General features: G+C 63.9%; 23 protein-coding genes and 1 tRNA gene. 11 read left to right on the top strand and 13 right to left on the bottom strand.

The window, feature by feature from the left end; genetic code table 11:
- The coding region (locus tag K2W81_RS08060; RefSeq protein WP_294103147.1) for a hypothetical protein at window positions 1-537 on the top strand (537 nt) is incomplete at its 5' end.
- An 11-nt stretch (window positions 538-548) separates the two neighbouring features.
- Here K2W81_RS08060 and K2W81_RS08055 read toward each other — a convergent pair.
- The 4 genes from K2W81_RS08055 to K2W81_RS08040 form a co-directional block, all read right to left on the bottom strand.
- Entirely contained in the window at window positions 549-1865 is a 1317-nt protein-coding gene (locus K2W81_RS08055) for a DUF3883 domain-containing protein (RefSeq protein WP_294103144.1), read from the bottom strand.
- A complete protein-coding gene (gene dcm / locus K2W81_RS08050) occupies window positions 1862-3052 on the bottom strand; it encodes a DNA (cytosine-5-)-methyltransferase (protein WP_294103141.1) in 1191 nt (396 codons plus the stop codon). The genes K2W81_RS08055 and dcm overlap by 4 nt, the downstream gene beginning before the upstream one ends.
- A 5-nt stretch (window positions 3053-3057) precedes the next feature.
- Window positions 3058-4686, bottom strand: a complete 1629-nt coding sequence (locus K2W81_RS08045) for an N-6 DNA methylase (protein ID WP_294103138.1) — start codon at window positions 4684-4686, stop codon at window positions 3058-3060.
- Window positions 4687-4877: 191 nt separating this feature from the next.
- The gene (locus tag K2W81_RS08040; RefSeq protein WP_294103136.1) at window positions 4878-5921 is read right to left on the bottom strand and encodes an IS1595 family transposase; all 1044 of its coding nucleotides are present in this window, start codon (window positions 5919-5921) and stop codon (window positions 4878-4880) included.
- Window positions 5922-6027: 106 nt separating this feature from the next.
- Between K2W81_RS08040 and K2W81_RS08035 the strand changes: the two genes are divergently transcribed.
- The gene (locus K2W81_RS08035) at window positions 6028-6354 is read left to right on the top strand and encodes a DUF6471 domain-containing protein (protein ID WP_294103133.1); all 327 of its coding nucleotides are present in this window, start codon (window positions 6028-6030) and stop codon (window positions 6352-6354) included.
- 129 nt (window positions 6355-6483) lie between these two features.
- Here the strand turns inward: K2W81_RS08035 and K2W81_RS08030 are convergent.
- Window positions 6484-6573: transfer RNA gene (locus K2W81_RS08030), tRNA-Ser, on the bottom strand.
- 139 nt (window positions 6574-6712) lie between these two features.
- Between K2W81_RS08030 and K2W81_RS08025 the strand changes: the two genes are divergently transcribed.
- The 9 genes from K2W81_RS08025 to mazG are packed head-to-tail and all read left to right on the top strand — an operon-like array spanning window position 6713 to window position 15235.
- Window positions 6713-7723, top strand: a complete 1011-nt coding sequence (locus K2W81_RS08025; RefSeq protein WP_294103153.1) for a lytic transglycosylase domain-containing protein — start codon at window positions 6713-6715, stop codon at window positions 7721-7723.
- A complete protein-coding gene (locus K2W81_RS08020; RefSeq protein ID WP_294103128.1) occupies window positions 7720-8508 on the top strand; it encodes a septal ring lytic transglycosylase RlpA family protein in 789 nt (262 codons plus the stop codon). Before K2W81_RS08025 ends, K2W81_RS08020 begins: the two co-directional genes overlap by 4 nt.
- A gap of 45 nt (window positions 8509-8553) precedes the next feature.
- Window positions 8554-9714: a D-alanyl-D-alanine carboxypeptidase family protein gene (locus tag K2W81_RS08015; RefSeq protein ID WP_294103123.1), complete on the top strand. Its 1161-nt coding sequence runs from the start codon at window positions 8554-8556 to the stop codon at window positions 9712-9714.
- On the top strand, window positions 9711-10718 hold the full coding sequence (locus K2W81_RS08010; protein ID WP_294103119.1) for an AAA family ATPase: 1008 nt from the start codon (window positions 9711-9713) through the stop codon (window positions 10716-10718). The genes K2W81_RS08015 and K2W81_RS08010 overlap by 4 nt, the downstream gene beginning before the upstream one ends.
- Window positions 10719-10745: 27 nt before the next feature.
- On the top strand, window positions 10746-12302 hold the full coding sequence (gene metG, locus K2W81_RS08005) for a methionine--tRNA ligase (protein WP_294103116.1): 1557 nt from the start codon (window positions 10746-10748) through the stop codon (window positions 12300-12302).
- On the top strand, window positions 12302-13078 hold the full coding sequence (locus K2W81_RS08000; RefSeq protein ID WP_294103113.1) for a TatD family hydrolase: 777 nt from the start codon (window positions 12302-12304) through the stop codon (window positions 13076-13078). Before metG ends, K2W81_RS08000 begins: the two co-directional genes overlap by 1 nt.
- The gene (locus K2W81_RS07995; protein WP_294103110.1) at window positions 13075-13839 is read left to right on the top strand and encodes an MBL fold metallo-hydrolase; all 765 of its coding nucleotides are present in this window, start codon (window positions 13075-13077) and stop codon (window positions 13837-13839) included. Before K2W81_RS08000 ends, K2W81_RS07995 begins: the two co-directional genes overlap by 4 nt.
- Complete coding sequence (locus K2W81_RS07990) at window positions 13836-14432, top strand: TIGR02281 family clan AA aspartic protease (protein WP_294103107.1); 597 nt, start codon at window positions 13836-13838, stop codon at window positions 14430-14432. Before K2W81_RS07995 ends, K2W81_RS07990 begins: the two co-directional genes overlap by 4 nt.
- 56 nt (window positions 14433-14488) lie before the next feature.
- On the top strand, window positions 14489-15235 hold the full coding sequence (gene mazG / locus K2W81_RS07985) for a nucleoside triphosphate pyrophosphohydrolase (RefSeq protein WP_294103102.1): 747 nt from the start codon (window positions 14489-14491) through the stop codon (window positions 15233-15235).
- A gap of 99 nt (window positions 15236-15334) precedes the next feature.
- Here the strand turns inward: mazG and K2W81_RS07980 are convergent, their stop codons facing one another.
- The 8 genes from K2W81_RS07980 to dusB all read right to left on the bottom strand — a co-directional run bounded on the left by K2W81_RS07980 (window position 15335) and on the right by dusB (window position 25470).
- Window positions 15335-15733 carry a hypothetical protein gene (locus K2W81_RS07980; protein WP_294103099.1) on the bottom strand — a complete coding sequence of 133 codons (399 nt, stop codon included), beginning with the start codon at window positions 15731-15733 and terminating at the stop codon, window positions 15335-15337.
- Window positions 15734-16358: 625 nt separating this feature from the next.
- Complete coding sequence (hflX, locus tag K2W81_RS07975) at window positions 16359-17651, bottom strand: GTPase HflX (RefSeq protein ID WP_294103096.1); 1293 nt, start codon at window positions 17649-17651, stop codon at window positions 16359-16361.
- Window positions 17648-18136: an RNA chaperone Hfq gene (hfq, locus tag K2W81_RS07970; protein WP_294103093.1), complete on the bottom strand. Its 489-nt coding sequence runs from the start codon at window positions 18134-18136 to the stop codon at window positions 17648-17650. Before hfq ends, hflX begins: the two co-directional genes overlap by 4 nt.
- A 108-nt stretch (window positions 18137-18244) precedes the next feature.
- Entirely contained in the window at window positions 18245-19627 is a 1383-nt protein-coding gene (locus K2W81_RS07965) for a sigma-54 dependent transcriptional regulator (protein ID WP_294103091.1), read from the bottom strand.
- A gap of 6 nt (window positions 19628-19633) precedes the next feature.
- Complete coding sequence (locus tag K2W81_RS07960) at window positions 19634-21886, bottom strand: ATP-binding protein (RefSeq protein ID WP_294103088.1); 2253 nt, start codon at window positions 21884-21886, stop codon at window positions 19634-19636.
- A 112-nt stretch (window positions 21887-21998) separates the two neighbouring features.
- Entirely contained in the window at window positions 21999-23417 is a 1419-nt protein-coding gene (gene ntrC / locus K2W81_RS07955) for a nitrogen regulation protein NR(I) (RefSeq protein WP_294103086.1), read from the bottom strand.
- Window positions 23414-24424: an ATP-binding protein gene (locus tag K2W81_RS07950; RefSeq protein WP_294103151.1), complete on the bottom strand. Its 1011-nt coding sequence runs from the start codon at window positions 24422-24424 to the stop codon at window positions 23414-23416. Before K2W81_RS07950 ends, ntrC begins: the two co-directional genes overlap by 4 nt.
- Window positions 24425-24471: 47 nt before the next feature.
- Window positions 24472-25470, bottom strand: a complete 999-nt coding sequence (dusB, locus tag K2W81_RS07945; RefSeq protein WP_294103084.1) for a tRNA dihydrouridine synthase DusB — start codon at window positions 25468-25470, stop codon at window positions 24472-24474.
- Window positions 25471-25497: the final 27 nt, after the last annotated feature.

The raw sequence follows: 25497 nt of genomic DNA, 5'->3' as shown, positions 1-25497 counted from the left end.
ACCGCCTGGTATGATCGAGCTGCTATGGTCGCCTGCACACAACGGCAGGGTATCATGGGCGCGAGCAATCTACGGGCATCTCTCGAAACCAAGATGGGGCACTGGGCCGCGGAAGCTCGTGAGCATGCGGAAGAGATCGCGCGCATCGAGTCGCTGTTTCAGCGCCTCGATGGATTACGTGACCGAGAAGGGCGGCTTCGGTACGTCCTGCAATGCGCGGACGTGGTGATGCAGGAGATCAACCCCGAATGGGTGGTTGGTAGCGCCAAGCCGATCAAGCAGCATGTCCACAAGTCATCGGTGCGCCCAGGTCAGACGACGAGGCTGACGCTCGACATCCTGCGGGAAGCGACGGCCCCGATGCCCACTCGCAGCATCGCCCTGGCAGTGTTGAAGCGCAACGGTGACGAAGCACCCACTAAGGCCCAGATTCGCAGCACCGTTAATGCCATTGACGCGACGCTGCGGGCCAAGGAGAAGGACGGCATCGTCAAGCATACCGATGACTACGGACGGAGCTGGTTTATCGCGGTGTGACGCATGAACTCTTACGGCATCGGCGTGGTATGGTTCCGCCATACGGAGCGAGGAAGCGTGTACTGGACGACCAGGCGTTGGGTCATCTGTAGGCGAGCGGGGTCCTCGACCCACTGAACAGTCGCAGGGAGCGTGGGGTCGTAGTGCTCCACAATCGCCAGCACGAAGTCTTTTCTCACCGCCAATGCCTGCTGGTATTCCAAATCGGTCAGCGTAGCGGTGCATATGCCTACCGAACTTTTGACTTCGACCATCTTGACCTGACCGGACTTGATTATCTTAAAGTCATATCCTATTCTCTTGTCGCTCACATCAACGACCAACCACCCTGCTGCCTCGAGGGTCGTCCTCACAGCCTGTTGCGCATTCCACCATCCACTTATCGCTGGTGGCGGCGGTGATGTGGTCACCCCGATCGAGCTATGGTGCGGTAAGGCCTTCGCCTTCTTGCCGGTCACCGTCTTCGGAATTGGCGCCGGAGGGACGCCAGGCAACGTCACTACCGGAACTGCTACCGCAGGACCGGTTGATAGACGCGTCCAAGTCACCCCTGCCGCGACTAGCGCCAGAGCCTGATGTGCAGCCGAACCGGGGTCGTCGTCGAAATAGGCCGCAGCTTCCGCCGGAGTGAAACCGAAATCAGCGAGGAAATCGGGGACGTCCACATGACTTCGCCCAGCCGCCAGAATGCCGTCATGGTAGATCGCGACGATTAGGGCAGCTATCGGCAGCTTCACGCCGTTCGCCGGCCTGATAATCCCGGAATAGAAGGTCACGTCCTGGGGATCGTGGACCGTGTATTCACTGGTAACCGGATCCTTCCGGAACATCTTGGGATTGTCCTCACCACGATATACTGGCGGCTTCCCCTTGATGTTGCACCACGATTTCGCGAGTGTCTGGGTGCCGACCGGGCGCAGATGCGGACACACCTTTCGTGAAGCGGCGACGAAACCCGGTGTCTGCATCTCCTGCACCGAAGCGTAGCAGACGAAGCCCTTCTGCAGATTGAGATTGTTGCGCCAGATATTCGAGGCGACGGTCAGAATGCCGCCGGTGGTACCGGTGGGAATTTTGTGGTCATCATCGAAGATGATCGCGATCTTATCAGGCGTGCCCCGATTAGGCTTGCTGAATAGGTCATCGAGCAGCTGCTGCAGCTGCCTAGAGTCGATACCGATCGCCGAGCCAACGATCGGTATCTGATTGCCATAGTGTTTGCAGGCGAGAAATATCTGCGCGGCTCGGCCGCGGAATCCATTGCCGCCTGCAGCTTCCAGAATCTCGAGCGCCTTGTCGTAGACCGCTGTGGAACTGATCGGGATCATGCCGCCAGCTTCGTGCTGGAACCGCGTGCTTCGGCGAGATAGCTGGCTGGTGTTATCTCCCCACGCATCAGCGTCTGGTATGACGATGTAGGTCTTCTTGCATATTCGAGATCAGATCCGTCCTGGCCCGCGGTCAGACGAGGCAGATCCCCAATGGCCTCATCGACGGTAACGACCGGCTCAGCATCGAGAAGCCCTCCAGCCGATAGCGAACACCATTCGACGGGCTTCCGGGGCGGCGCCATGCCTCCCCGTCGAACACCGACGATCACCACCCGAACGCGCCTTTGGGGAACGCCGAACTCGGCGGCGTTCATTTTCCAAACCTGGGCGTCGTATCCAGCCTCGTCGAATCCAGCGAGGATGCGCTGAAGGAATGCGCCGCCGGACATGCTAAGCAGCCCGAGGACGTTCTCGAATACGAAGACGTCTGGCTTCATGCGATGCAGGAGGATGGAATAGCGTGCATGAAGATGATTACGGGCATCGTCTTCTGACCGCTTGTTGCCCCCAGTCGAGAACCCCTGACAGGGAGGACCACCAACGAGAGCAAAAGGCCTGGTGTGGTCCCGGCCTTCTGTCGCCGCCACCAGATGCTCGATCACCTGGTCGTCATTCATGTCCCCGACGATCGCGAGCGGGGCCACGTTCTGGTTGAACGCCTGCACCGCGAACTTGTCAAAATCCGTAGCTGCGAGCGTCTTCCACCCCTGCCACTTGAAGCCGAGGGACAGGCCACCGCAACCGGCGAACACGTCCACCATGTCACCCGCTGCCCCAAGAGCCTCGGCAACCTGCATTGCGAGCAGCGGCGGGACGGCGTTGCCGATCTGCTGGCAGACCGCGCGCTGCGATCCGCTGAAGACGAAGTTATCGGGGAAGGATTGCAACCGTGCCGCTTCGCGGTGCGATATGGTCCTGTCCTGAGAGGCATCCGGATGCATGAAGCACCCGTTGCCGGGTCGGGTGTAGTAGGTTCCGATCGTGTAGCTCGGGGCATCAGGACGCAGGCGACCGTAATAGGTCGATCTCGATCCCTTGCCCGCCGCACAGCTCTCTCTGATCTGCGCTAGGCGAGCAGAAGGCACGCTGACGGGAATGTCCTGCCAGTTGCCGCCAGGCGGCACGGAGCGGGCGAATTGAAGGTCGAGCTCACTCAACGTGGCGCTTTGATGGTTGGAGATCATATGCCTTACTCGGTCCAGGCCGCGACGCTGGTCAAGGCCTCGCGCTCCCATTCTTCGAGTTTGGGGAAGTCGTCTAGCAGACGCGCCATATCGTCGCGATCCATGCCATATGCCTTGGCGACGGCGATCTCGAGCCGATGTTCGGCAATGACTCCACCGCCATTCATGGCCCCGCGCGCCAGCGACGATAGGCTATCGATTAGACGAGCGTTGATGCTGGGTATACGAGCCTGTCGCACTACTCCCAGCGACATGTGCGCGGTCGTGAGCCGCGCTCGGACCTGGGCTTCGACGACGAACGACGACAGCAACGCATGAAGCGCCAAGGTGCGATCAGGATCACCATCCCGATAGCACGCGACATGCAGCGAATTGCCCGCCACCCATCCTGCTGGAATGACCGTGCCGATCATGCGTCGTTTCGAGGTAGCGCGAGCGACGTCGCGCCAGACCGCCCGCGGCCTGGCGGCAGAATGGAAGCCGCCGCACAATACCGACCGAACGGACATCGTCGGCTCGTTGACGATGTTGTGCCGGCCGATCATGCGGCCCTTGATAAATGGATGACTGGAACCAGCAACTACCTTTTCGGAAATGCGGGTTTCGTCGAGTTCACGGCCAAGCCAAAGGTCCGTTGAACCTTCCCCCTCGAGCGACTGAAGCGTCGACATCCCAACGAACCGATCGGCGAGTTCATCGGCTCCGGAGGGACGCCCTGTCGGGATTGTCCAGCCCCGAGCCTCCATCGCCGACGTATTGAGGACGATCGTCTGTTCATCAGCGAGAAGGCGATTGGCATCGAAGGATCGGATACGCCCACTCCCCGATACGCGACCGCCGACGCGCATGGTCAGCGCGACGACGGATTGATCCACTCGATCGAATAGACGGGCCTCAGCCGGGTAGGCCGCAGCGTCAACGAGCGTTCCCGAACTGAAGGCCTTGCGACGCATCGCAGTCGAGGACTGGTCGCCCATGATGGTGGCCGGAAGGATCACGCCGACAATGCCCCCCTTCCGCGCGATGGACATGCACAGGTCCCAGCCACATCGGGCGAGATTGGTGCCCCAACCGCCCCAGGCTGCATCTGCACGTGCATCGGGAAAGCGATTGTCGAGAACCCGGGATGCAGCGCGCAGATCCTCCTTGTATCGTTCTGCACCCTTGACTGTGAGGTGCTTGATCTCCCGGCTATCGGGCTTCAGCAATTCCCACGGGGGATTCGTGATGACAAGATCGAAGCGCGGCGAAAGGTCGCTTGCGAACGTGTCGCCCACGATCACGACCGTCTCGACATCCATACCCAGACGACGTGCGGCAGCACGCACATGATCGCCAGCGGTCTTCGCAGCAGCCGCTTCACGGTCACGCAGCTCGATGACCCACGGCAGCTTCGCGAGCTTAGGGCTCCGCGCGGCCACCGACAGCAGGGCCATGACGAGACGACCGTCGCCACAGAAGGGATCGGTTACGACGACCCGGGTTAGCGCGGTCGTCTTGAGCGCCGAGATCATCTGCCCCGCGATGTCGTCAGCTAGCTGAGCGGGCGTGTAGAAGCGGCCGGCAACCCTTTCGGCGAGGGTCTTGCCGTTGTAGGCGTGCTCGCCGACCATATGGCTCGCGAGATCAAGCACGGCGACTGGCCGATCGCAGCGCTTGCGCGCTCATAAAAAACTGGATCATCGACATCATCCCTCTTTCGGCTCCGATGCCGCACGTTCCGATTCTAGGATGGTCGGGAACGAATCGACAACAAGAATTCTCATCGCTTGATCGATTGTCAGAATTATTCTGCCTCGACCGCTTGTAACTGTTGTTTTCGCCATCACTGGACCCAGCCCGCGAAAGGATTGTCGTCGGTGCCACGCCACAGGTTGGCGGCGCCGAACTGATAATAGCCGCCGAACGTGCGCGACGGCGGGGCTTGCATGATGCATCCCAACGCGCGCTCCAGCTTGGCCCGATCGTCGAGCTCTCGATTGTTCTCGCGCCAGACGCCGTCGCAGGCATAATATGCGAGATACTTGCCCGAAATGTGGTGGTGGGTGCCGACCTCGAACCGGCGCAGACGGGAAAACAGGCTCTCCATCTGGTTCGTGTTGATAAAGCCGTCTCTCTGATATTCCTCGGAATGGTTGACCTGCAGCAGTTTGTGCGAGGCGAGCAGGTTGTCCCACTGACCCTCATCCGAATAGACGGTAGCGCCACGATCAACATGTTCACGCAACCAGGGAATAGACTGCCATTCCTGTTCGAACACGCGAGCGATCGCACGGCCGTCGCGGCCGCGTTCCCGGGCGCCGACGACGACCAGGCGTTTGCCGTTCAGGTTCTCTTTCCGCCGACGGTCCACGCGGTTGATCTTGCGGTTATCTGGCTTGATATAGCCGCCGAACCAGGCACCATCGATCTCGACCTCGCCTTCCAGCGTGATCTCGTCGATGCAATGCTTCAGGCTGTCACGGAATTTCTGCTGGAGCAGGAAGGCCGTCTTATAACTGATCCCGACGTCCTTCATCAGGGTGCTGGTCGCGTTACCCTTCGAGCCGAGGATGAAGGTGCGCAACGCCTTGAGCAGGGTCGTCAACGGCAGCTTGGTATGGTGAAAGCCCGATCCGCTCGTGATGCTGAACTGCTTGTGGCAGCCCTTGCACTTCCAGCGCTGCTGGTTCTCGAGCCACCAATGGTCGAGGCCCTTGCATTCCTTGTTGGGACAGACCGGTTCACCATTGGTTTCCGGCCAGCGCATACGGCGGAAAAGGCGTTCGTAATCCTCCTCCTTCATCGCATACAGGTCGTCGAGCGTGAACGTACGGTTCCGCTTCGCCTGTGTGTGATGTTGTGGCCGTTGCCGGCCGGCGCTTGCCATTGGAGACGTGTTTCCGCTACTGAACGTCGCATATATGCTACTTCAGCGCAGCTAAGGCAAGCGAAAAGACGCATATCCGCTACCTTAGGCACCGGAAACGCGACGAATGGCTGACGAATCGGGGATCACAGACGCGGACTGGGAATCCGTCGCGAAAAATCTGCTGCGAGGGCAGTTGATGACGAAAGGGCTATCCTACGCCAAGTTGGCGGAGGCGATGGCCGGTATCGGCGTCGAGGAGACGGAGGTTAGCATAAAGAACAAGGTGGGCCGCGGGCGCTTCACTTTCATGTTCTTCTTGCAGGCGATGACGGCGATCGGCACGAGCAGGATCCTGCTGCCGACATTGGCCGAACTTCAGCAGGGGCATGGCGTTGGCCAGGGCGGTGCTCAGACGTTCGCGAAGAAAGTAAGTCCGTCGGACACCGACTGACCGAACGTCATCCGCAACCACATGCGTCCCGATTGACGCTTTACGACATGGTTCGCGCTGGGTCTGGCTTCGCCAGCCCTCAGCTTCAACCATGCCGACTGGTTAAGCTGCTACACTATACCGAAAAAATGGCGGAGAGAGTGGGATTCGAACCCACGGTGAGCTTGCACCCACGGCGGTTTTCAAGACCGCTGCCTTAAACCACTCGGCCATCTCTCCGTCGCGCATCGCTTACGGTGCAACCGATCTTTTGCGCAAGAGGGTCGCGCAAGGGGTTCAGCCGGGCGCGCGCTTGTGGCAATGCTGGCGCATGAAGGCGATGGGTCGGTTCGGTTGGCGTAGGGCGTGGGGGGCGGCGATGCTATGCATCGCGCTCAGCGGGTCGATCCCGAGCGCGGCGCAGGTGGCGTCACCTGACGAAACCGGCTTCCAGAATTTCCTCAGCGATCTGCGGCGTCAGGCCGAAGCGCAGGGACGGAGCCCGGCGGCGATTGACGCGGTTTTCACCGGGCTGACGCTCAACCCGCGCGTGATCGAGCTCGACCGCGCGCAGCCGGGTGCCGATCCCAACGCACCAATCCCGATGTTCGAACCCTATCGCCGCAGCCATGTCGACGCACAGCGGATCGCGCGCGGGCGCACTGTCTATCTGGCGCAGCGGGCGCGGCTCGCGAAGATCGAGCGCGATACGGGCGTGCCCGAATCGATCATGGTCGCGATCTGGGGGCATGAGACCAATTACGGCAGCGTCACCGGCAGCTTCGACTTGCCGCGCGCATTGGCGAGCCTTGCCTATGAAGGGCGGCGACGTGCGCTGTTCAGCGGTGAATTTCTGGCGACCGTCGAAATGGTCGAGCGCGGGGTGCCGCGCGAGCGGCTGAAGGGGAGCTGGGCGGGCGCCACGGGCAATCCGCAGTTCCTGCCGTCGGTTTATCTGCGGCTCGCGCGCGACGGCGACGGCGATGGCCGCGCCGATATCTGGGGCAGCGATGCCGATACGCTGGCGTCGATCGGCAATTATTTCGCCAATGCGGGATGGCGGCCGGGCCAGACCTGGGGCTTGGCGGTTACCGTGCCGACGACGTTCGTTCGCAGCGATGTGTCGAACCGGGCGATCTCACCGCGTTGCGCCCGCGTCTTTGAGCGCCACAGCCGCTGGCGCACGATTGCCGAATGGCGTGCGCTGGGGCTGGTGCCGCAGGGCAAGGCCTGGCCCGACGACCGGGTGCAGGCGACGCTGCTCGAACCCGATGGGCCGGGCAAGACCGGCTATTTGCTGACGGGCAATTACCGGGTGATCCTCGATTATAATTGCTCCAATTTCTATGCGCTCTCGGTCGGCCTGCTGGCCGATGCGGTGGCGTCATGATCGCGAGCGCGCTGGTGATGATGGCACTGGCCCAGCAGGTCCCCGCTGACGGCCCGCCGACGGGCGAGGGGCCGCGCGGCACCAGCCAAGCGTTCGGTGCGGCGCGCTATGACGCGGTGGGCTATGCGAGCTGGTATGGCGAGGAAGTGCGCGGGACCACCGCATCGGGGCAGCGCTTTGATCCATCGGCGATCACCGCAGCGCACCCCAGCCTGCCGCTGGGCAGCTTTGCCGAAGTCACCGCGCTCGACAGCGGGCGCACGATATTGGTGCTGATCACTGATCGCGGGCCGCGCGTCGCTGGCCGCATCATCGATCTGTCGCGTGGCGCGGCGCAGTTGCTCGGGGTGGATGCGCGCCCGGTGAGCGCGGTGCGGGTGCGGCAGGCCGATCCACCGATCGCTGATCAGGCGGCGCTGCGTGCCGGTCGACCGGGATCGGTGCGGCTTGATGCAACGCCGCAGTTGCTGATCGCGCTGCGCCGCCGGTTGCCGGCTTCGCCCGCGGCGGTGCCGGCTCGGCAGCCCGTGCCAAGCCCTGTCGCGCCCGCCGCACCGGTCCGCGCGCCGACCCCGGCGGCAGGATCATTGTTCGTGCAGGTCGCAAGCTTTTCGAGCGCCGCGAGGGCGCAAGCACTCGCCGGTGCGCTGGGCGGGTCGGTACAGCCCGCCGGGCCGCTGTTCCGCGTCCGGCTCGGCCCGTTCACCGCGCGCGCCGCCGCCGAAGCAGCACGCGACGCGGCGGCGCGGCGCGGCTATGGCGATGCGCGCCTGATTCAGGAATGACGTCCAAAATGATGGAAATGCCAAAATGATGGAAATGATTGCCCCATGAAGAAGTTCGTTCTCGCGCTGACCCTTGCCGCTGTCGCGATGCCGACGCAGGCGGCTGCACCGCCCTTCGATACCCCGGCCCCGGTGGCCTATATGGAAGACCTGTCGACCGGTGCGGTGCTGTTCGCGCGCGACGCTGACCGGCGGATGCCGCCGGCATCGATGGCCAAGATCATGACGGTCTATGTCGCGTTCGAAATGATCAAACATGGCGATCTGAAGCTCGACCAGAAGATCACCGTGCGGCCCGAGACGTGGAAGAAGTGGAATAATCAGGGCTCGACAATGTTCCTGGCGGTCAACGAGCAGGTGAGCGTCGCCGATCTGCTCTATGGCATCATCACGCTGTCGGGGAATGACGCCTGCGTCGTGCTCGCCGAAGGCGCCTCGGGCACCGAGGAAGCCTTTGTCGCGCAGATGAACGCGACCGCGCAGCGGCTGGGGCTGAAGAACAGCCATTTCGGCACCACCAATGGCTGGCCCGATGGCGGCGTGACTTACACCACGGCACGCGATCTGGCGCATCTGGCGAGTGCGACGATCCGGGACTATCCGGCCTTTTACAAACGCTTTTATTCGCGCCCTGACTTCACCTGGGGCAAGCAATTGGGGAATGGTAGCGCGATCACGCAAGCCAATCGCGACCCGTTGCTGGGCCGCGTGGCGGGCGCCGATGGGCTGAAGACCGGTCATACCGAGGAAGCCGGTTACGGCTTTACCGGATCGGCCGAGCAGGGCGGGCGACGGCTGGTGATGGTGGTCGCGGGGCTGACCGGCTTCAACCAGCGCGCCGACGAATCGGTACGCTTCATGGAATGGGGCTTTCGCGCGTGGAAGTCGAAGAAGCTTGCCGCCAAAGGGCGCAAGATCGAGATCGCCGAGGTTCAGTTGGGCGCGACCAACAAGGTCGGCCTGATTGCGCCGAGCGATTTGGCGGTCGCGCTGCCCGGCGGGCCGACGCCGCCGCTCAACATCAAGGTCGTCTATAACGGACCGATCAAGGCACCGATCAAGGCGGGGCAGCATATCGCCGATCTGGTGGTAACGTCGCCGGGCCTGCCGGAGCAGACACTGCCGCTGGTGGCCGATGCCGATGTCGCGCCGGCAGGCTTTTTCGGGCGCGCCTGGGCGGGCTTCTGGTCGCTGTTCGGGATGTGAGCGAGCCCGTAGCGACGCTCCCCATCGGTCAGCACGACGCGATCCGCGCGTTTCGCGCCGCAATGGATTCGGGCGCGCTGCATCATGCCTGGCTGTTCACCGGGCCGCAGGGGGTAGGGAAGGGCAGTTTTGCGCGAATCGCGGCGCTGCGGCTGCTCGCCGAAGCCGCGCGGCCCGATGCGCTGCCGCCTGGGTTCGACGTGCCCGACGATGATCCGACGCGGCGGATGATCGCGGCAGGGTCGCACCCCGATTACCGCTTGCTCACGCGCCTGCCCAAGGATGCCGACAAACCCGAGGGCGACACCGCGCGCAGCATCACCATCGCGCAGGTGCGTGCGCTCCAACCGATGTTCGCGACCAAGCCGAGCATGTCGGCGGCACGCGTGGTGCTGATCGACGCGATCGATGATCTTGAGCGGCCGGGGGCATCGAACGCGCTGCTCAAGAATCTTGAGGAGCCGCCTGCAGGGACGATCTTCATTCTGGTGAGCCATGCGCCGGGGCGATTGCTGCCCACGATCCGGTCGCGCTGCCGTCAATTGCGGTTCGACGCGCTCGACGATGACGCGATGCGGGTGGTGCTGGCGCTGGCCTTGCCCGAGGCAAGCGGCGAGGAGCTCACCGCCCTGATCGCGGCGGGCGAGGGGTCGCCGGGGCGGGCGCTCGGCTATGCCGGGCTCGACATGGCGAAGCTCGATGCGGCGATGGCGTCGATCGCGGCTGATGGCGACCCCGGCAATGGCGCGCGCGGCAAGCTGGCGAAGGCGCTGTCGCTGAAGGCCGCGCAGCCGCGTTACGAAGCGTTTCTCGATCGCGTGCCGGGCTTCATCGCCGATCGCGCTGCCGATCGCTCGGGCGAACCTTTGCGGATCGCGCTCGATGCCTATGACGCCGCCCGGGCGCTGTCGATCAGCGCGCGCGCGTTGTCGCTCGACCAGCAGGCAACGGTGTATGAAATGGCGGGGCTGGTCGCGCGGTTGGCGCCGCCAAGGCTTCAATAAGCCGTCGCATTCGATTAGGGCGAGGGCATGGCCGACCCCTATTACATCACCACCGCGATCAATTATCCCAATGGGCGGCCGCACATCGGCCATGCCTATGAAGCGATTGCCGCCGATACGATCGCGCGCTTCCACCGCCAGGCGGGGCGCGACGTGCGCTTCCAGACCGGCACTGACGAGCATGGCCTGAAGATGGTGCAGGCCGCGCGCGATCGGGGCATTGAAACGCGCGAACTCGCGACCGAAATGTCGGGCTATTTTCGGGAGATGGCTGACAAGCTGAACATCAGCTATGACCGCTTCATCCGCACCACCGATGCCGATCATTATGCCGCGAGCCAGGCAATCTGGGCGGCGATGGCTGAGGCAGGCGATCTCTATCTCGATCGCTACGAAGGCTGGTATTCGGTCCGCGACGAAGCTTTCTACGACGAGAAGGAACTGGTCGACGGGGAAGGGGGGAAGCTCTCGCCGCAGGGCACCCCGGTGGTGTGGACCGCCGAAGAGACGTGGTTCTTTCGCTTGTCGAAATATCAGCAGCCGTTGCTCGATCATTACGCGGCGAACCCCGATTTCATCCGCCCCGAAAGCCGCCGCAACGAGATTCTGCGCTTCGTCGAAGGCGGCTTGAGCGATCTGTCGGTGTCGCGCACGAGTTTCGACTGGGGCGTGCCGGTGCCGGGATCGCCGGGGCATGTGATGTATGTCTGGGTCGATGCGTTAACCAATTATCTGACCGGGGTGGGCTATCCCGATCTGGGCGGCGAGCTTGGCCGTTACTGGCCCGCCAACTTGCACCTGATCGGCAAGGATATCGTGCGATTTCATGCAGTTTACTGGCCCGCTTTCCTGATGTCCGCGAAGATCGCATTGCCGAAATCGGTGTTCGGTCACGGCTTCGTGCTCGCGCGCGACGGGGCGAAGATGGGCAAGTCGGCGGGCAATGCCGCCGATCCGATTGCGCTGGCAGATAGCTATGGCGTTGACGCGCTCCGCTATTTCTTGCTGCGCGACATCAGCTTTGGGCAGGACGGCAGCTATTCGGCCGAGGCGATCGTCACGCGCGCCAATGCCGATCTGGCAAACAGCTTCGGCAATCTGGCGCAGCGCACTTTGAGCCAGATCTTCAAGAATTGCGACCGCTGGCTGCCCGCGATTCACGGCCATGACCCCGCCGATGCCGCCCTTTTCGAGACGATCGACACGATCGTGCGCACGACGATGCCGCGCGCCTATGAGGAACTGGCGCTAAGCCAAGCGACCGAGGCGTGGATTCAGGGCGTGTTCGCCTGCAATGCCTATATCGATGAGCAGGCGCCCTGGGCGCTGAAGAAGACCGATACCGAGCGGATGGAGACGGTGCTGGCGACGCTCTACATCTGCATCGCGCAGCTCGCGGTGGCGATTGCGCCGGTGATCCCGGCAAGTGCGGCGAAATTGCTCGACGCGATGGGGATTGCGCCCGAGTTGCGGACGTTCGAGGGCATTGGCTCGCACTGGTATTCGCCGCTCGCCGAGGGCGGCTATCGACTGGAGCAGCCGGTCGCGCTCTTTCCCCGGCTCGAAGCCCCGGTGGAAGACTGATGTTCGTCGATTCGCATTGCCACCTCAATTACAAGGGGTTGGTCGAGCAGCAGGCCGAGGTGATCGACCGCGCGCGCGGGGCGGGGGTGTCGACGATGCTCACCATCTCCACGCGCGAGCGCGAATGGGATGAAATTGTCGCGATTGCCGAGGGGCATGACGATATCTGGGCGAGCATCGGCATCCACCCGCACGAGGCTGACACGCACCCACACGTCACCACCGACATGCTGGTTGCCCGCGCAGGCCATCCCCGCGTGGTGGGCATTGGCGAGACGGGGCTCGATTATTATTACGACCATAGCGACCGGGCGCAGCAGGCGGTGAATTTCCGCGCGCATATCGCCGCATCGCGCGCGACCGGGCTGCCGCTGATCGTCCACACGCGCGATGCCGAGGATGACACCGCCGCGATCATTGCCGATGAAATGGGGAAGGGGGCCTTCCCTTGCCTGATCCACTGCTTCACCGCGAGCGCCGATTTCGCCGACAAGGCGCTGGCGATGGGCTGCTACATCTCGATTTCGGGGATCGTGACGTTCAAGAACGCCAAGGAATTGCAGGAAACCGCCGCGCGCGTGCCCGCTGACCGGCTGTTGATCGAAACCGATGCGCCGTTTCTGGCGCCGGTGCCGCATCGTGGCCGCACCGGTGAGCCAGCCTTTGTTGCCGATACCGCGCGGTTCCTGGCGGCGTTGCGCGGGGTTGACGTCATGACGCTGGCCGAGACGACGTCTGCCAACTTCTTCAAGCTATTCGGTAAAGCGCAAACGTGAAGGTTCGCATCCTCGGCTGCGGTACCTCGTCGGGCGTGCCGCGTATCGGCGGCGACTGGGGCGACTGCGATCCTTTGGAGCCCAAGAACCGGCGCACGCGCGTCTCGATTCTCGTCGAGACCGCGACGACGCGCATCCTCGTCGATACCGGCCCCGATATGCGCGAACAGCTGCTGGCAGCCGATGTGGAGCAAGTCGATGCGGTGATCTGGACGCATGAGCATGCCGATCACTGCCACGGCGTCGATGATGTGCGCCAACTCTACCACGCGCGCGGCGCGCCGATTGCGGGCTTTGCGCAAAGCCGCACGCGCGCCTCGATGCTCGACCGCTTCGGCTATGTGTTCCACGGGCGTGCGGGCTATCCGCCGACCATGACGATCGACTTGCTCGCGGAACGGGTGATCATCGGCGACATCACCGTCGTCAGCGCCGAACAGCCGCACGGCGATATCACTTCGGCAGGCTTGCGTTTCGAAGCGGATGGCAAAACGGTGGGCTATGCCACTGATTTTCATGCGATGACGCCGACAATGCGCGAGTTCTACACCGGGCTCGACCTGTGGATCGTCGATGCGCTGCGGCGGCGGCCGCATCCGTCGCATCCGACGCTCGATCAGGCGCTGGGCTGGATTGCCGAGCTTGCCCCGACGCATGCGGTGCTGACGCATATGGACCAGTCGATGGATTATGCGACACTCTGCCGCGAACTGCCCGGCGGCGTTGTCCCGGGCTATGACGGTCAGGAGTTTCTGCTGTGACCAACGGCGATCAGATGAGTGCGCTCTGGTATCTGCTGCTGCTGATTCTGCCGCTGTCGGCGCTGATCGCACGCGGCATTCCGATCGGCCAGACGATGCGGATGGCGTTGATCTGGATCGGGATTTTTGCCGCCGGTTTGATCATCGCGACCTTCTGGACGCGCAATCGCAGCTATATCGACGGCTTCCTTGTCGATGCCGGCTTGAGCAGCAATGTCGTTACCGGATCGACCGTCGAGTTGGCGCGCGGCGACGGCGGGCATTTCTGGGCCGATGTCGTGCTCAACGGCGTCAGCCGGCGGATGCTGGTTGATACCGGCGCCACCAGCACGACGATTTCGCGCACGACGGCGAAGGCGGTGGGCGCGAGCGTTGATGAAGGCTTCGGCGTGCTGGTCGATACCGCCAATGGTCAGGCGATGGCACATCGCGCGACACTGGGGTCGCTGCAACTCGGATCGATCCGCGCGAAGGATTTGCCGGTGCTGGTGAGCGATACCGACGGCACCGATCTGCTCGGCATTGATTTCCTGTCGCAGCTCAAAAGCTGGCGGGCTGAGGGGAACCGGCTGATTCTGGTCCCCCGTGGATAGATCGTCATTTTACATAATGTATATTATCGGACCGACGGATTAACGAGAGGGTAGTAATGGTTGATCGGCTGGTAACCATCATGGCCCGCCTCCGCGATCCGGTGACCGGCTGCGACTGGGATACCGTGCAGACGTTCGAGACGATCGCGCCCTATACGATCGAGGAAGCGCATGAAGTCGCCGACGCGATTGCGCGCGGCGACATGGGCGATTTGAAGGACGAACTCGGCGATCTGCTGCTCCAGGTCGTGTTCCATGCGCGGATCGCCGAAGAAGCCGGACATTTCGCTTTCCCTGATGTGGTGACGGCGATCAGCGACAAGATGGAGCGCCGCCATCCGCATATCTTTGGTGACGATGCTACTGGCGGCCCTCACCTCTGGGAACAAATCAAGGCCGAGGAACGCGGCGCCAAGGGCGCGGCGAGCGCGCTCGACGGCGTCGCGCTTGGCCTCCCTGCCCTGATGCGCGCCGAGAAATTGCAGAAGCGCGCCGGGCGAGTCGGCTTCGACTGGCCCGACGCGAGCGGCGCCCGCGCGAAAATCGACGAGGAGATTGCCGAGGTCGAAGCGGCGGAGACCGATGAACACCGGGCGGAGGAGATCGGCGACCTGCTGTTCGCGGTGGTCAACTGGGCAAGGAAGCACAGCGTCGATCCTGAGGCAGCATTGCGAGCGGCGAATGCGAAGTTCGAGCGGCGGTTTCGGGCGATGGAGGATGCGGCTGGGGATGCGTTTGCGGGGTTGGATTTGGACGCAAAGGAAGCGTTGTGGCTGGCGGCGAAGGCGACTGAGGCCCAGTAAGTCAGCCCCGGAGGAGGGTCAGTGCGGAGCGGTGCGCTTCAGGATTGCGGGTGACCTAGAAGGAGCCTCCAGCTGCCATTGTCGCATGCACCACAGTGACTACCGACGTGGGATTTGTTGCAGCCCCCACAGCACTCCCGCGGTCGCGGCACCTATCGACATAAACCACACCATATTTGTATCGGCTGTCAGGTTATGGGTAAGTCGCCACCCCCGAGGAAAGGCGAGCCAGCTCGCCGTGGACAGCGCCCCAAACGCAACAGTCGCTAACAACGAGAGAGCTTTAGGCAGACGCTGGGTAAGCATCAAGAAAACAGCAGTCAGCGCGCTTGGAACAAATCCGATGCGATAAATAAGCAACGGCCCGATCGGCCCTAATAAAATGATGATTACCGCCCAAGGGTTAAATATTAAAAATATGCAAAATCCAATCAAAGGACCGGATAAAGCGAACGCTAAGGCTCTTAAAAAGCCAATTTCGCGGAGCGTGTTTAGCATGCTATAGGTTTAGCCTGAGACAATGAAACTAGGGTAAACACCGACATGAATCCGGCATGATATGGTACAAAACCGCTGTCAACAATGTCCACTTTACTGGCAAGATCGATCGTTCGCCATTTTTTGCGCTCAGTTTAAGTACAGCGCTTGCAGTTTGGCGCGCGGTGGGCCCCGGAACAAGTCCGGGGTGACGAATAGGCGCTGGCTGCGGCGCATTCCCGACTCCACCGGACACACCTCTCCCTCCATCCGCACACAAAGCAGATAAATCGACCGGCGCGTCCGTGCCACGATACGTTCGGGGCTCGGCGACTTGGGTACAAAGGCAATGAAGCGCCGAGGCTTATTGCTGTTCGGCGATGGTTGGCACGCCTTTGCCGGTGCGACCGGACGTGTGTGGCGCTTGCGAGGCTTCGGGGTTGCCCCCTCAAGCCTACGTGCCGGTGAGCCCATCGCTCGCTGGTTGCGGATCCGTCTATAACCCGAACGATTCCGCGCCGGTCGATGGCCGAAGGCTTGACGCCCCCAACCGCTCCATCCGCTTGCCCCGACAGGCCACGCCGGGTCGAGCAGATGGCTGCGGCGTATAACCTATCTGGTTGCAATTGTCAAGAACAAAAAGGGATCAGACGGCGCGTTCGCCGAACCGCGCCCAATCGCGCTCGCTTAAGCGCACTTCGTACACCGCCGCCTCGCCGTCGACCCAATGCTCGATCACTTCGCCATGCTGGTGCAGCCATGCCGCCCCCGCCCCGTCGCCCGTCTCCAGCGTGATCGTGTAGCGGCGATGCGCTTCGGTGAGCCGTGAGGCAACGATCGTCAGCATAAGATCGACCCCTTCCCCGCTCAGCGCCGAAATCGCGATAACATCGTCGCGTTTGGCGGCTTCGAGGATCACATCGGCGCGCGCATCGCCTTCGAGCAGATCGAGCTTGTTCCACGCTTCGAAACGCGGCGTGGTCTCGGCAACCCCCAGTTCCGACAGCACTTTCTCGACATCGGCGCGCTGCGCTTCGGTATCGGGGTGGGCGATGTCGCGCACATGGACGAGCAGATCGGCCGACACGACTTCCTCAAGCGTGGCCTTGAAGGCGGCGACGAGCTGCGTCGGCAGGTCGGACACAAAGCCCACCGTGTCAGACAGGATCGCCTTGTCGATGCCGGGGAGCGAAATCTGCCGAAGGGTCGGGTCGAGCGTGGCGAACAGCAGATCCTCGGCCATCACATGCGCGCCGGTCAGCCGGTTGAACAGCGTCGACTTGCCGGCATTGGTATAGCCGACGAGCGCAATCACCGGCCACGGTGCGCGCTGGCGGCGTTCGCGGTGCAGGCCGCGCGTGCGGCTGACTTGTTCGAGTTCGCGGCGCAACCGCGCCATGCGGTCGCGGATCAAGCGGCGGTCGGCCTCGATCTGCGTTTCACCGGGGCCGCCGAGGAAGCCGAAGCCGCCACGCTGGCGCTCCAAGTGAGTCCAGCTGCGCACCAGCCGCCCCGCCTGATAATCGAGGTGCGCGAGTTCAACTTGCAGCCGCCCCTCGGCGGTCGCGGCGCGCTCGCCGAAAATTTCGAGGATCAGGCCGGTGCGGTCGATCACCTTGGCGCTGAGCCCGGTTTCGAGATTGCGCTGCTGCACCGGCGTGAGCGCGGCGTCGAAGATGACGAGATCGGCTTCCTCCATCCGCACAGCGGCGGCGATCTGTTCGATCTGCCCCTGTCCGATCAACGTCGCGGCCTTGGGGCTGCGCAGCCGGACCGCGATCTTGTCGGTAACGATCAGGCCAATGGCCTCGGCCAAGCCCGCCGTCTCGGCAAGTCGCGCGTCGGGGTCGCGGCTGGCGCCACCCTGATCGGGCAGCACCACCACCGCGCGGCCGCCGCGGGCGAATTCACTTTTGTCGCGCTCGAACCCGCTACTCAATCGTCCGACTCGGTCGCTTCCTCGGCGAGGTTGAGCGGGTGCGCGGGCTGCACGGTCGAGACGGCATGCTTATAGACGAGCTGGGCCATGCCATCGCGCTGGAGCAGCATGCAGAAAAGATCGAACGCGGTGATATACCCCTGCAACATCACGCCGTTGACGAGGAACATTGTCACCGGCTCTTCGGACTTGCGAACCGCGTTCAGGAAAATTTCCTGCAGCAGCGGCGCCTTTTTCTGCGCTTCGCCGATTGTGTCGAGGATCGCATCAACGTCGATCGTCGAGGCCGGCATGATCGTCGAAATCGCATGCTTGTAGATGAGCTGCGACTGGCCGTCGCGGCGCAGCAGCACGCTGAAATTATCGAACCAGGTGACAATCCCCTGCAGCTTGACGCCCTTCACCAGGAACATCGTCACCGGCGTTTTCGAACGGCGCAGCGAATTGAGGAACAAGTCCTGCAGCGAGGCGGATTTTTCGGCCATGATGATCGTTCCTTGTTCTTGGCGAGGAAATGCCCCGCGAGGCGCCGGTTGGCGGCGTCCGATTGACCTAATGTAGGAAGGCGACCGGCGTGCGTCCATATCCCGCGTTCAATCCTCGCCGCGCGTCTCGGTAATCCCCAGCAGCTTCAATTTGCGGTGCAGCGCCGAGCGTTCCATGCCGATAAAGGTCGCGGTGCGCGAGATATTGCCCGAAAAACGCCTGATCTGGACGCGCAGATATTCGCGTTCGAAATATTCGCGGGCTTCGCGAAGCGGCGCGCCCATGATCGCGGTGGTCGCCGCCCCGATGCCGAGATCGCGCTGATCGCCAAGCACTTCGGCCGGCAGCAGATCGATGTCGATCCGCCCGATCCGCTCGCCCGGCGCCATGATGACGGTGCGCTCGACGACATTGCGGAGCTGGCGGACATTGCCGGGCCATTCGTGGCTCTGGAGCGCGACCATCGCTTCAGGCGCGACTTCGGGGGTCGGTACACGGCGCTGGGCGGCATAATGCGCGACGAAATGCTCGACCAGCGGCGGGATGTCTTCACGTCGTTCGGCGAGGCCGGGGATGACGACGGGGACGACGTTGAGCCGGTAATAGAGGTCCTCGCGGAAGCGCCCCTCGGCGATTTCGACGGCCAGGTCGCGTGCGGTGGCGGAGACGACGCGCAGGTCGACGCGGACGATCCGCTGGCCACCGATGCGGGTGAAGCTCTGGTCGGTCAGCACGCGCAGGATGCGCGCCTGCGTCTGCACCGGCATGTCGGCGATCTCGTCGAGGAACAGCGTGCCGCCATGCGCTTGCTCGAGCAAGCCGGGGCGCACGACATTGCCGCCCTCCTCCACCCCGAACAATTCCTCCTCGACACGCTCGGGCGTCATCCGCGCGGCACTCACGACAACGAAGGGCGCAACGCCGCGCTGGCTCCAGCCGTGGAGCAGGCGCGCGGCGACTTCCTTGCCGACACCCGCGCCGCCGGTGATAAGCACGCGGCTGCCGGTTGCCGCCACGCGCTTGAGCGTCGCGCGCACGCCGTTGATGGCGGCGGAATTGCCGGTGAGGTCGTCTTCACGCCCCGCCGTCTCGCGCAAGCTCGCAACTTCGCGGCGCAAGCGTTCGGTCTCGGTCGCGCGCTCGACGAGCAGCAGCAGGCGTTCGGCCTCAAACGGCTTTTCGATGAAATCCACGGCGCCGCGCCGGATCGCGGCGACGGCGGTGTCGAGATTGCCGTGGCCGGAAATCACGATCACCGGAATGCTGGGGTCGCGGCGCTTGAGTTCGTCGAGCAGATCGAGCCCGTCGAGCCGCGAGCCGTGCAGCCACACATCGAGCAGGACGAGCGACGGGCGCCGCGCGGCAATCGCTTCGAGTGCGGCGTCGCTGTCGGCGGCAAGCCGCGTCTCATAGCCTTCGTCTTCGAGCACGCCGGCCACGAGTTCGCGGATGTCTTTCTCGTCGTCGACGACCAGGATGTCGAGAGCCATACGCTGCTACTTTCGGATACGGGTGAGGACGGGCGCGCGCTCTTCGCCCGAATTGGCGCTCAGATCGGCGCGGTCGGTGTCGCTGGCCGCGAGCTGCGCGAGCGCATGGGGGTCGAAACACAGGGTGACGATCGTGCCGCCGCCGGGTCGATCGGCGAATGTGATCGTGCCGAGATGTTCGTCGACGATCTTCTTGACGATCGCGAGGCCAAGGCCGGTGCCGCGTGCGCGCGTGGTCATATAAGGTTCGACGATGCGGTCGCGCTCGACCGGGAGGCCGACACCATCGTCGGCGACGAAGATCGTGACGCGGCCATTGTCCCCGGCGGCGATCGTCAGCGTGACGTTGCCGGCCGCGCCCTCGTCCTGGCTCTGCACGGCCTCGACCGCGTTCTTGACGATGTTGGTCAGCGCCTGGGCGAGCTGGCGGCGGTCGCACACGAGCGACGGCGGCGGCTCGTCGTGCACCAGCTCGAACGTGACGCTGCCATGCGCGACTTCGTGCAGGAACATCACCTGGCGCGCGATGTCGAGCAGCGATTCCTCGCGGAAGACCGGCTTGGGCATGCGTGCGAAGGACGAAAATTCATCGACCATCCGTCGCAGATCGCCGACCTGGCGCACGATCGTCTCGGTCAGGCGGGCGAAGGTGCCGTCATCCTCGGGCAGTTGCTTGCCATAGCGGCGCTGAAGCCGTTCGGCGGCGAGCTGGATCGGCGTCAGCGGGTTCTTGATTTCATGCGCGATCCGGCGCGCGACATCGGACCAGGCCGCGCGACGCTGATCGAGCAATTGCTGGGTGATGTCGTCGAAAGTCAGGATCGGCCCGGCATCGGCGACCGCGATCTTCACCGCCAGCGTGCGCGCTTCGCCCTGCGCGGCGATCTGGATCACGGCTTCGGGATTGCCAGCGTCGAGCAGCGCGTCAAGCTCGGGCGACAGATCGGCGAGCTTGGCGCTGATCGGCGCGGCCTCGCCCGCGCGCAGCAGTGCCAGCGCCGAGCGATTGATGAGGCGGATCCGGCGCTCGCGATCGACCGAAATAACGCCGGCCGACACCCCCGACACCACCGCCTCGATCAGCGCACGACGGCTGTCGAGCTGGTCGTTGGCGGCGACGAGCGCGTCAGTCTGCGCCTGCAATTGTTCGGTCATGCTGTTGAAGGCATTGCCGAGCGCACCGATTTCGTCCTCAACCTTGGGTGTCGGCACACGCGCGCTGAGCTCGCCGCTGGCGATGCGGTGCGCGGCCCCCACCAGCGCGTCGATCGGCCGCACCAGCCGGTCAGCGACCTGCAGCGCGATCCACACCGCCACCGCGACGATCAGCAACGCAACCGCGAACAGGATGAGGTTGAAGGTCAGCTGGATCGAGCGCGTGCGCTTCTGCAGCGCTGCATAATCCTTGACCAACGCTGAGGCGGCGATGTGCTGACGGCTGAGGAACGCCGCCGTCACGCTGGTCCCGGCGTATACGAACGTGTCCTTCCGGTTCGGGACTGGTGCTATCAGCCAGACGGTGTCAGTGGTGCGGTTGATGTAGGGCGTCTTGTCGCGGCCGACGAGGTCGAGCATCGCGGGGTTAATGCGCTGCGCGAACTGCGCTTCGGTCGGCGGGTTGAAGACGTAGAGAACCTGAATCCCCGCGCCCTTTTGGTAGCGGAACAGCACCGACTGCTCGAGATTGCGGAAATAGGTTTCGCGGTTGAAGAAGAGCTGGAAATCTTCCTGCTGCTTCGGGATCGTGGGGTAATAGCGGTCGATGTCTTTCACCAGCTGGTTGGTTTCGGCGAGCCAGCGCTTGATGATTTCCTTTTGCCCTTCGTCGACCATCCCCATCGTCGCGTTGAAGGCATTGCGCGCGCGATCGGACACCCAGTAATCGACCCCGAGTTCGAACATCACCGAGGCCGCGATCACGGTCAGGATGATCGGCACGCTGGCGAGGATCGAGAAAGTCGCGACGAGCCGCACGTGCAGCCGCCCGCGCCCGCCCATCGGCGATCGCGCCGCGCGCCGCATCGCGATCCGCCGTCCGCCCAGCACGAGCAGCGCAATCCACGGCAGCAGATTGGCGATCAGCATCGCCGCGATCAGCGGTGATGATAGGGGTGTCGGGGCGCTGCTACCGCGCGCGATCAGCAGGTAACTGCCGATCGCCACTGCGACCGCAACCGCCAGAACGCCGATCTCAATCAGCGGGGCAACGGGTCGAACCCCGGGTCTCTCGGGCGTCGCGACGGCGACTGGATCATTCATCGTGGTATTCTTACAACATTAGCGTTGCCGATAACACACATAATTGGCGCGGCGATCGGTGGCTTGTCGCGCTGGCCGATCTATCGGGCGCGCAAATGGCACAAAAAAGGCGTTAGCGACCGGGCTCGATGCCCAGATCATCGAGCCGCTTGCGCAGCGTGTTGCGATTGATGCCGAGCGCGCGCGCGGCGCGGAGCTGGTTCTGGCCGTGGCGCGCAAGCAAGGCTTCGATCAGCGGGCGTTCGACTTCGGCAATAATCCGGTCGTAGAGCGTGCCGTCGTCGAGCGCGGCTGGCTCTTCGCGCGCGAGCCGGTCGATCCGGGCGCGGATCGCGGTGTCGATCCCTGAATCGGCAGGCGTAACTGTCGGCCCGGGGCTGCTGCCGAGCATGGCGCGGACATCATCGGCACCCACCTGCTCGTCGCGGCTGAGCGCGGCAATCCGGCGGATGACATTTTCGAGCTCACGGACATTGCCGGGCCAGTCATGCCCCTCGAGCACGGTGATCGCTTCGTCGCGCAGGCTTTTGCGCGGCAATCCGGCTTCGGCCGCGCGATCGAGGAAATGACGCGCCAGCAACGCGACATCCTGCCGTCGCGCGCGCAAGGCGGGCAGCGCGACCGGCACGACATTGAGCCGGTAGAACAGATCTTCGCGGAAGCGCCCCTCGCCCACCAGCAAGGTCAGGTCGCGGTTGGTCGCGGCGACGATGCGGACGTCGGCGCGGATCGCCCGCGCGCCGCCGACGGTGGTGAATTCGCCCGACTGCAGCACGCGCAGCAGGCGCGTCTGCGCTTCGATCGGCATGTCGCCGATTTCGTCGAGGAACAAAGTGCCGCCCGCTGCTTGTTCGAACCGCCCCGCCGACCGCGCCTGCGCGCCGGTGAACGCACCGCGTTCGTGCCCAAACAGCTCGGCCTCGATCAGCTCGCGCGGGATCGCGGCCATGTTGATCGCGACGAAGGGCGCGTAACGGCGCGGGCCGAGGTCGTGGATCGCGCGCGCGACCAGCTCCTTGCCGGTGCCTGATTCGCCCGTCACCAGCACGGTCAGATCATTGCCGACGACGCGGGCGATGACGCGGTAAACCTCCTGCATCGCGGGCGACCGGCCAATCAGCGGCAGACCGCCGTCGAGCAGCTCGGCCGGGTCAGCCGCCTGCTCGCCGCCGCGCGCGAGCGCACTACGCACCGCACGCGACAGTATGTCGAGGTCGAACGGCTTGGGCAGATAGTCATAAGCGCCAGCCTCATTGGCCTTCACCGCCGTCGACAGCGTGTTGAGCGCCGACAGGATGATCACGGGCAATTGTGGATGATGCTCCAGCAGCGCGCGCACGCGGTCGATGCCATTGCCGTCGGGCAGTATGACATCGGTAATCAGCACATCGGGCAGGCCGCCCCGCAGCGCCACGTCGAGTTCGGCGAGGCTCGCCGCCGTCTTGACGTCATGACCCTCACGCCGCAGCGCTTGCGCGACGACCGTGCGGATCGCCGCGTCGTCATCGACCACGAGGATCCGGCCCTTCATGCGGCCCTCGGCAGCAGAATGCGGAACACGGTCGTCTCGGGGCTGCCTTCGCGGGCATATTGAGCGATCCCGCCCATGTCGCGGACGAGCTTGTCGACCAGCGCCAGGCCAAGCCCCTGCCCTTCGGGTTTGCCCGATACGAATGGATCGAACAGATGATCGGCGATGTCGGCAGGCGCGCCGGGGCCGTTGTCGATGACCAGCAGCTCGATCGGTAGCGGGCGGCGCGGCTTGCCGGCGGTCGCGCTCACGGCCATGCCGTGGCGATAAGCGGTGGCGAGCGTGATGCGGCGATCGGCCTGGGACGCGGTCGCTTCAGCGGCGTTCTTGAGCAGATTGAGCAGCACCTGGACGAGTGCGTCGTGATTGGCCTGCACCAGCGGCAGCGACGGATCGAAGCGCTCCTCAATCGCGACATCGCGCGCGAATCCGGCGCGGGCGACGCGGCGAGCATGATCGAGCAGCGGATAGATGTTGAGCGGCTCGAGCGTGCGCTGCCGCGTATCGGTGAAATCCTGCATGCGGTCGATCAGCGCGGCGATGCGATCAACCTCGGCAATGATGAGTTCGGGCAACGCCGCATCCTCGCCGCTTGCGGTCAGCCCGAGCAGCTGCGCGGCGCCGCGAATGCCCGACAGCGGGTTCTTGATTTCATGCGCGAGCATGGCGGCGGCACCAACCGCCGCGCGCGCAGCGGCGCGGTCGGGCTGGCCCATCCGGCGCGAGGCAGCCGCTTCGTGCAGCGTCACGATCCGCCAGCCGGAATGTTCGGGCACCGCGACTTCGCTGAAATCGACCCGCACCCGCCCGCCACGCCTGGTGTCGAGGCGGGTATCAAAGGCCGCGAAACCTAGTCCTTCGCGGCGTTCCAGATAATCAGGCGGGAGGATCATCATGCTCGCCAGCTTTTGCCCCAACATCGCGCGTTCCGATGTGTTGAGCAGCTGTTCGGCGCCGCTGTTGGCAAAGGCAATGCGATCGTCGGGCGCGATCAGGATCACCGCCATCGGCAGCGCGGCGATCAGCTCGGCAAAGGGTGGCGCTGACGCCGCGCTCACGCCGCCTGTCGCGAGCGCCACGGCGCGTAGAATTCAGCGAGCATCGTCAGCACCAGCTTGGGGTCGTTCTGCGCATTCACGCGGTTGCGGAATTCGGCCGAGCCGTGCAGCCCCTTGGTGTACCAACCGATGTGCTTGCGCGCGATCCCGACGGCGGTCTCGTTGCCATAAAGGGCGAGCATTGCCTCGTAATGCTCGACAATCAGGTGATATTGTTCCTCGATGCCCGGATCGGGCACGCGGCGACCGGTGCGGAACCATTCGATCACCTGGCCGAGCAGCCACGGCTTGCCATAAGCGCCGCGCCCGATCATCACGCCATCCGCGCCCGATTGTTCAAGCGCAGTCTCGGCATCCTCGATCGAGCAAATGTCGCCATTGGCGATCACCGGGATCGTGACGGCCTCCTTCACCCGGCGGATGAACGCCCAGTCGGCCGAGCCCTTGTACATCTGGTTGCGGGTGCGTCCGTGGACGGTGATCATCTTCGCGCCGAGATCCTCGGCGATGCGCGCGAGTTCGGGGGCGTTGAGGCTGGCGTGGTCCCAGCCCATCCGCATCTTGACCGTGACGGGCACATCGACCGCCTTGACGGTCGCGGCGATGATCGCGGTCGCATTGGGCAGATCGCGCATCAGCGCCGACCCGGCATCGCCGTTGACGATCTTTTTGACCGGGCAGCCCATGTTGATGTCGATGATCGCCGCGCCGCGATCGGCATTGAGCTTGGCGGCCTCCGCCATCTCGTAAGGCGAGCAACCCGCAAGCTGCATCGACACCGGCTCCTCGACCGGGTCCCATGCCGCCTTCTGGAGCGACTGGCGCGTTTCGCGGATCATCGCCTGGCTCGCAATCATCTCGGTGACGTTGAGGCCCGAGCCGAAGCGGCGCACGACAGTGCGGAACGGCATGTCGGTGACGCCGGTCATCGGCGCCAGAATGACGGGATCGTCGATCCGCACGGGACCGATTTGGATGGGGGAAAGCTTGGTCATGATCTGCCTGAAATTTAGGCAGCGCAT

The sequence above is a fragment of the Sphingomonas sp. genome (assembly GCF_019749955.1).
In the GTDB taxonomy this organism is placed as follows: domain Bacteria; phylum Pseudomonadota; class Alphaproteobacteria; order Sphingomonadales; family Sphingomonadaceae; genus Sphingomonas.
Note: the sequence above shows the minus strand (reverse complement) of the source record. Positions and strands in the feature narration are given on the sequence as shown.

Excerpts from the sequence above, each read along its gene's own strand:
- K2W81_RS08000 (WP_294103113.1), top strand. The coding sequence starts at position 12,302 with ATGTTCGTCGATTCGCATTGCCACCTCAATTACAAGGGGTTGGTCGAG.
- hfq (WP_294103093.1), bottom strand. The coding sequence starts at position 18,136 with ATGGCCGAAAAATCCGCCTCGCTGCAGGACTTGTTCCTCAATTCGCTG.
- K2W81_RS07965 (WP_294103091.1), bottom strand. The coding sequence starts at position 19,627 with ATGGCTCTCGACATCCTGGTCGTCGACGACGAGAAAGACATCCGCGAA.
- dcm (WP_294103141.1), bottom strand. The coding sequence starts at position 3,052 with ATGATCTCCAACCATCAAAGCGCCACGTTGAGTGAGCTCGACCTTCAA.
- K2W81_RS08055 (WP_294103144.1), bottom strand. The coding sequence starts at position 1,865 with ATGATCCCGATCAGTTCCACAGCGGTCTACGACAAGGCGCTCGAGATT.
- K2W81_RS07960 (WP_294103088.1), bottom strand. The coding sequence starts at position 21,886 with ATGAATGATCCAGTCGCCGTCGCGACGCCCGAGAGACCCGGGGTTCGA.
- K2W81_RS08020 (WP_294103128.1), top strand. The coding sequence starts at position 7,720 with ATGATCGCGAGCGCGCTGGTGATGATGGCACTGGCCCAGCAGGTCCCC.
- K2W81_RS08035 (WP_294103133.1), top strand. The coding sequence starts at position 6,028 with ATGGCTGACGAATCGGGGATCACAGACGCGGACTGGGAATCCGTCGCG.
- metG (WP_294103116.1), top strand. The coding sequence starts at position 10,746 with ATGGCCGACCCCTATTACATCACCACCGCGATCAATTATCCCAATGGG.
- dusB (WP_294103084.1), bottom strand. The coding sequence starts at position 25,470 with ATGACCAAGCTTTCCCCCATCCAAATCGGTCCCGTGCGGATCGACGAT.
- K2W81_RS07980 (WP_294103099.1), bottom strand. The coding sequence starts at position 15,733 with ATGCTAAACACGCTCCGCGAAATTGGCTTTTTAAGAGCCTTAGCGTTC.
- K2W81_RS08025 (WP_294103153.1), top strand. The coding sequence starts at position 6,713 with ATGCTATGCATCGCGCTCAGCGGGTCGATCCCGAGCGCGGCGCAGGTG.
- K2W81_RS08015 (WP_294103123.1), top strand. The coding sequence starts at position 8,554 with ATGAAGAAGTTCGTTCTCGCGCTGACCCTTGCCGCTGTCGCGATGCCG.
- mazG (WP_294103102.1), top strand. The coding sequence starts at position 14,489 with ATGGTTGATCGGCTGGTAACCATCATGGCCCGCCTCCGCGATCCGGTG.
- K2W81_RS07950 (WP_294103151.1), bottom strand. The coding sequence starts at position 24,424 with ATGGCGGTGATCCTGATCGCGCCCGACGATCGCATTGCCTTTGCCAAC.
- K2W81_RS08040 (WP_294103136.1), bottom strand. The coding sequence starts at position 5,921 with ATGGCAAGCGCCGGCCGGCAACGGCCACAACATCACACACAGGCGAAG.
- ntrC (WP_294103086.1), bottom strand. The coding sequence starts at position 23,417 with ATGAAGGGCCGGATCCTCGTGGTCGATGACGACGCGGCGATCCGCACG.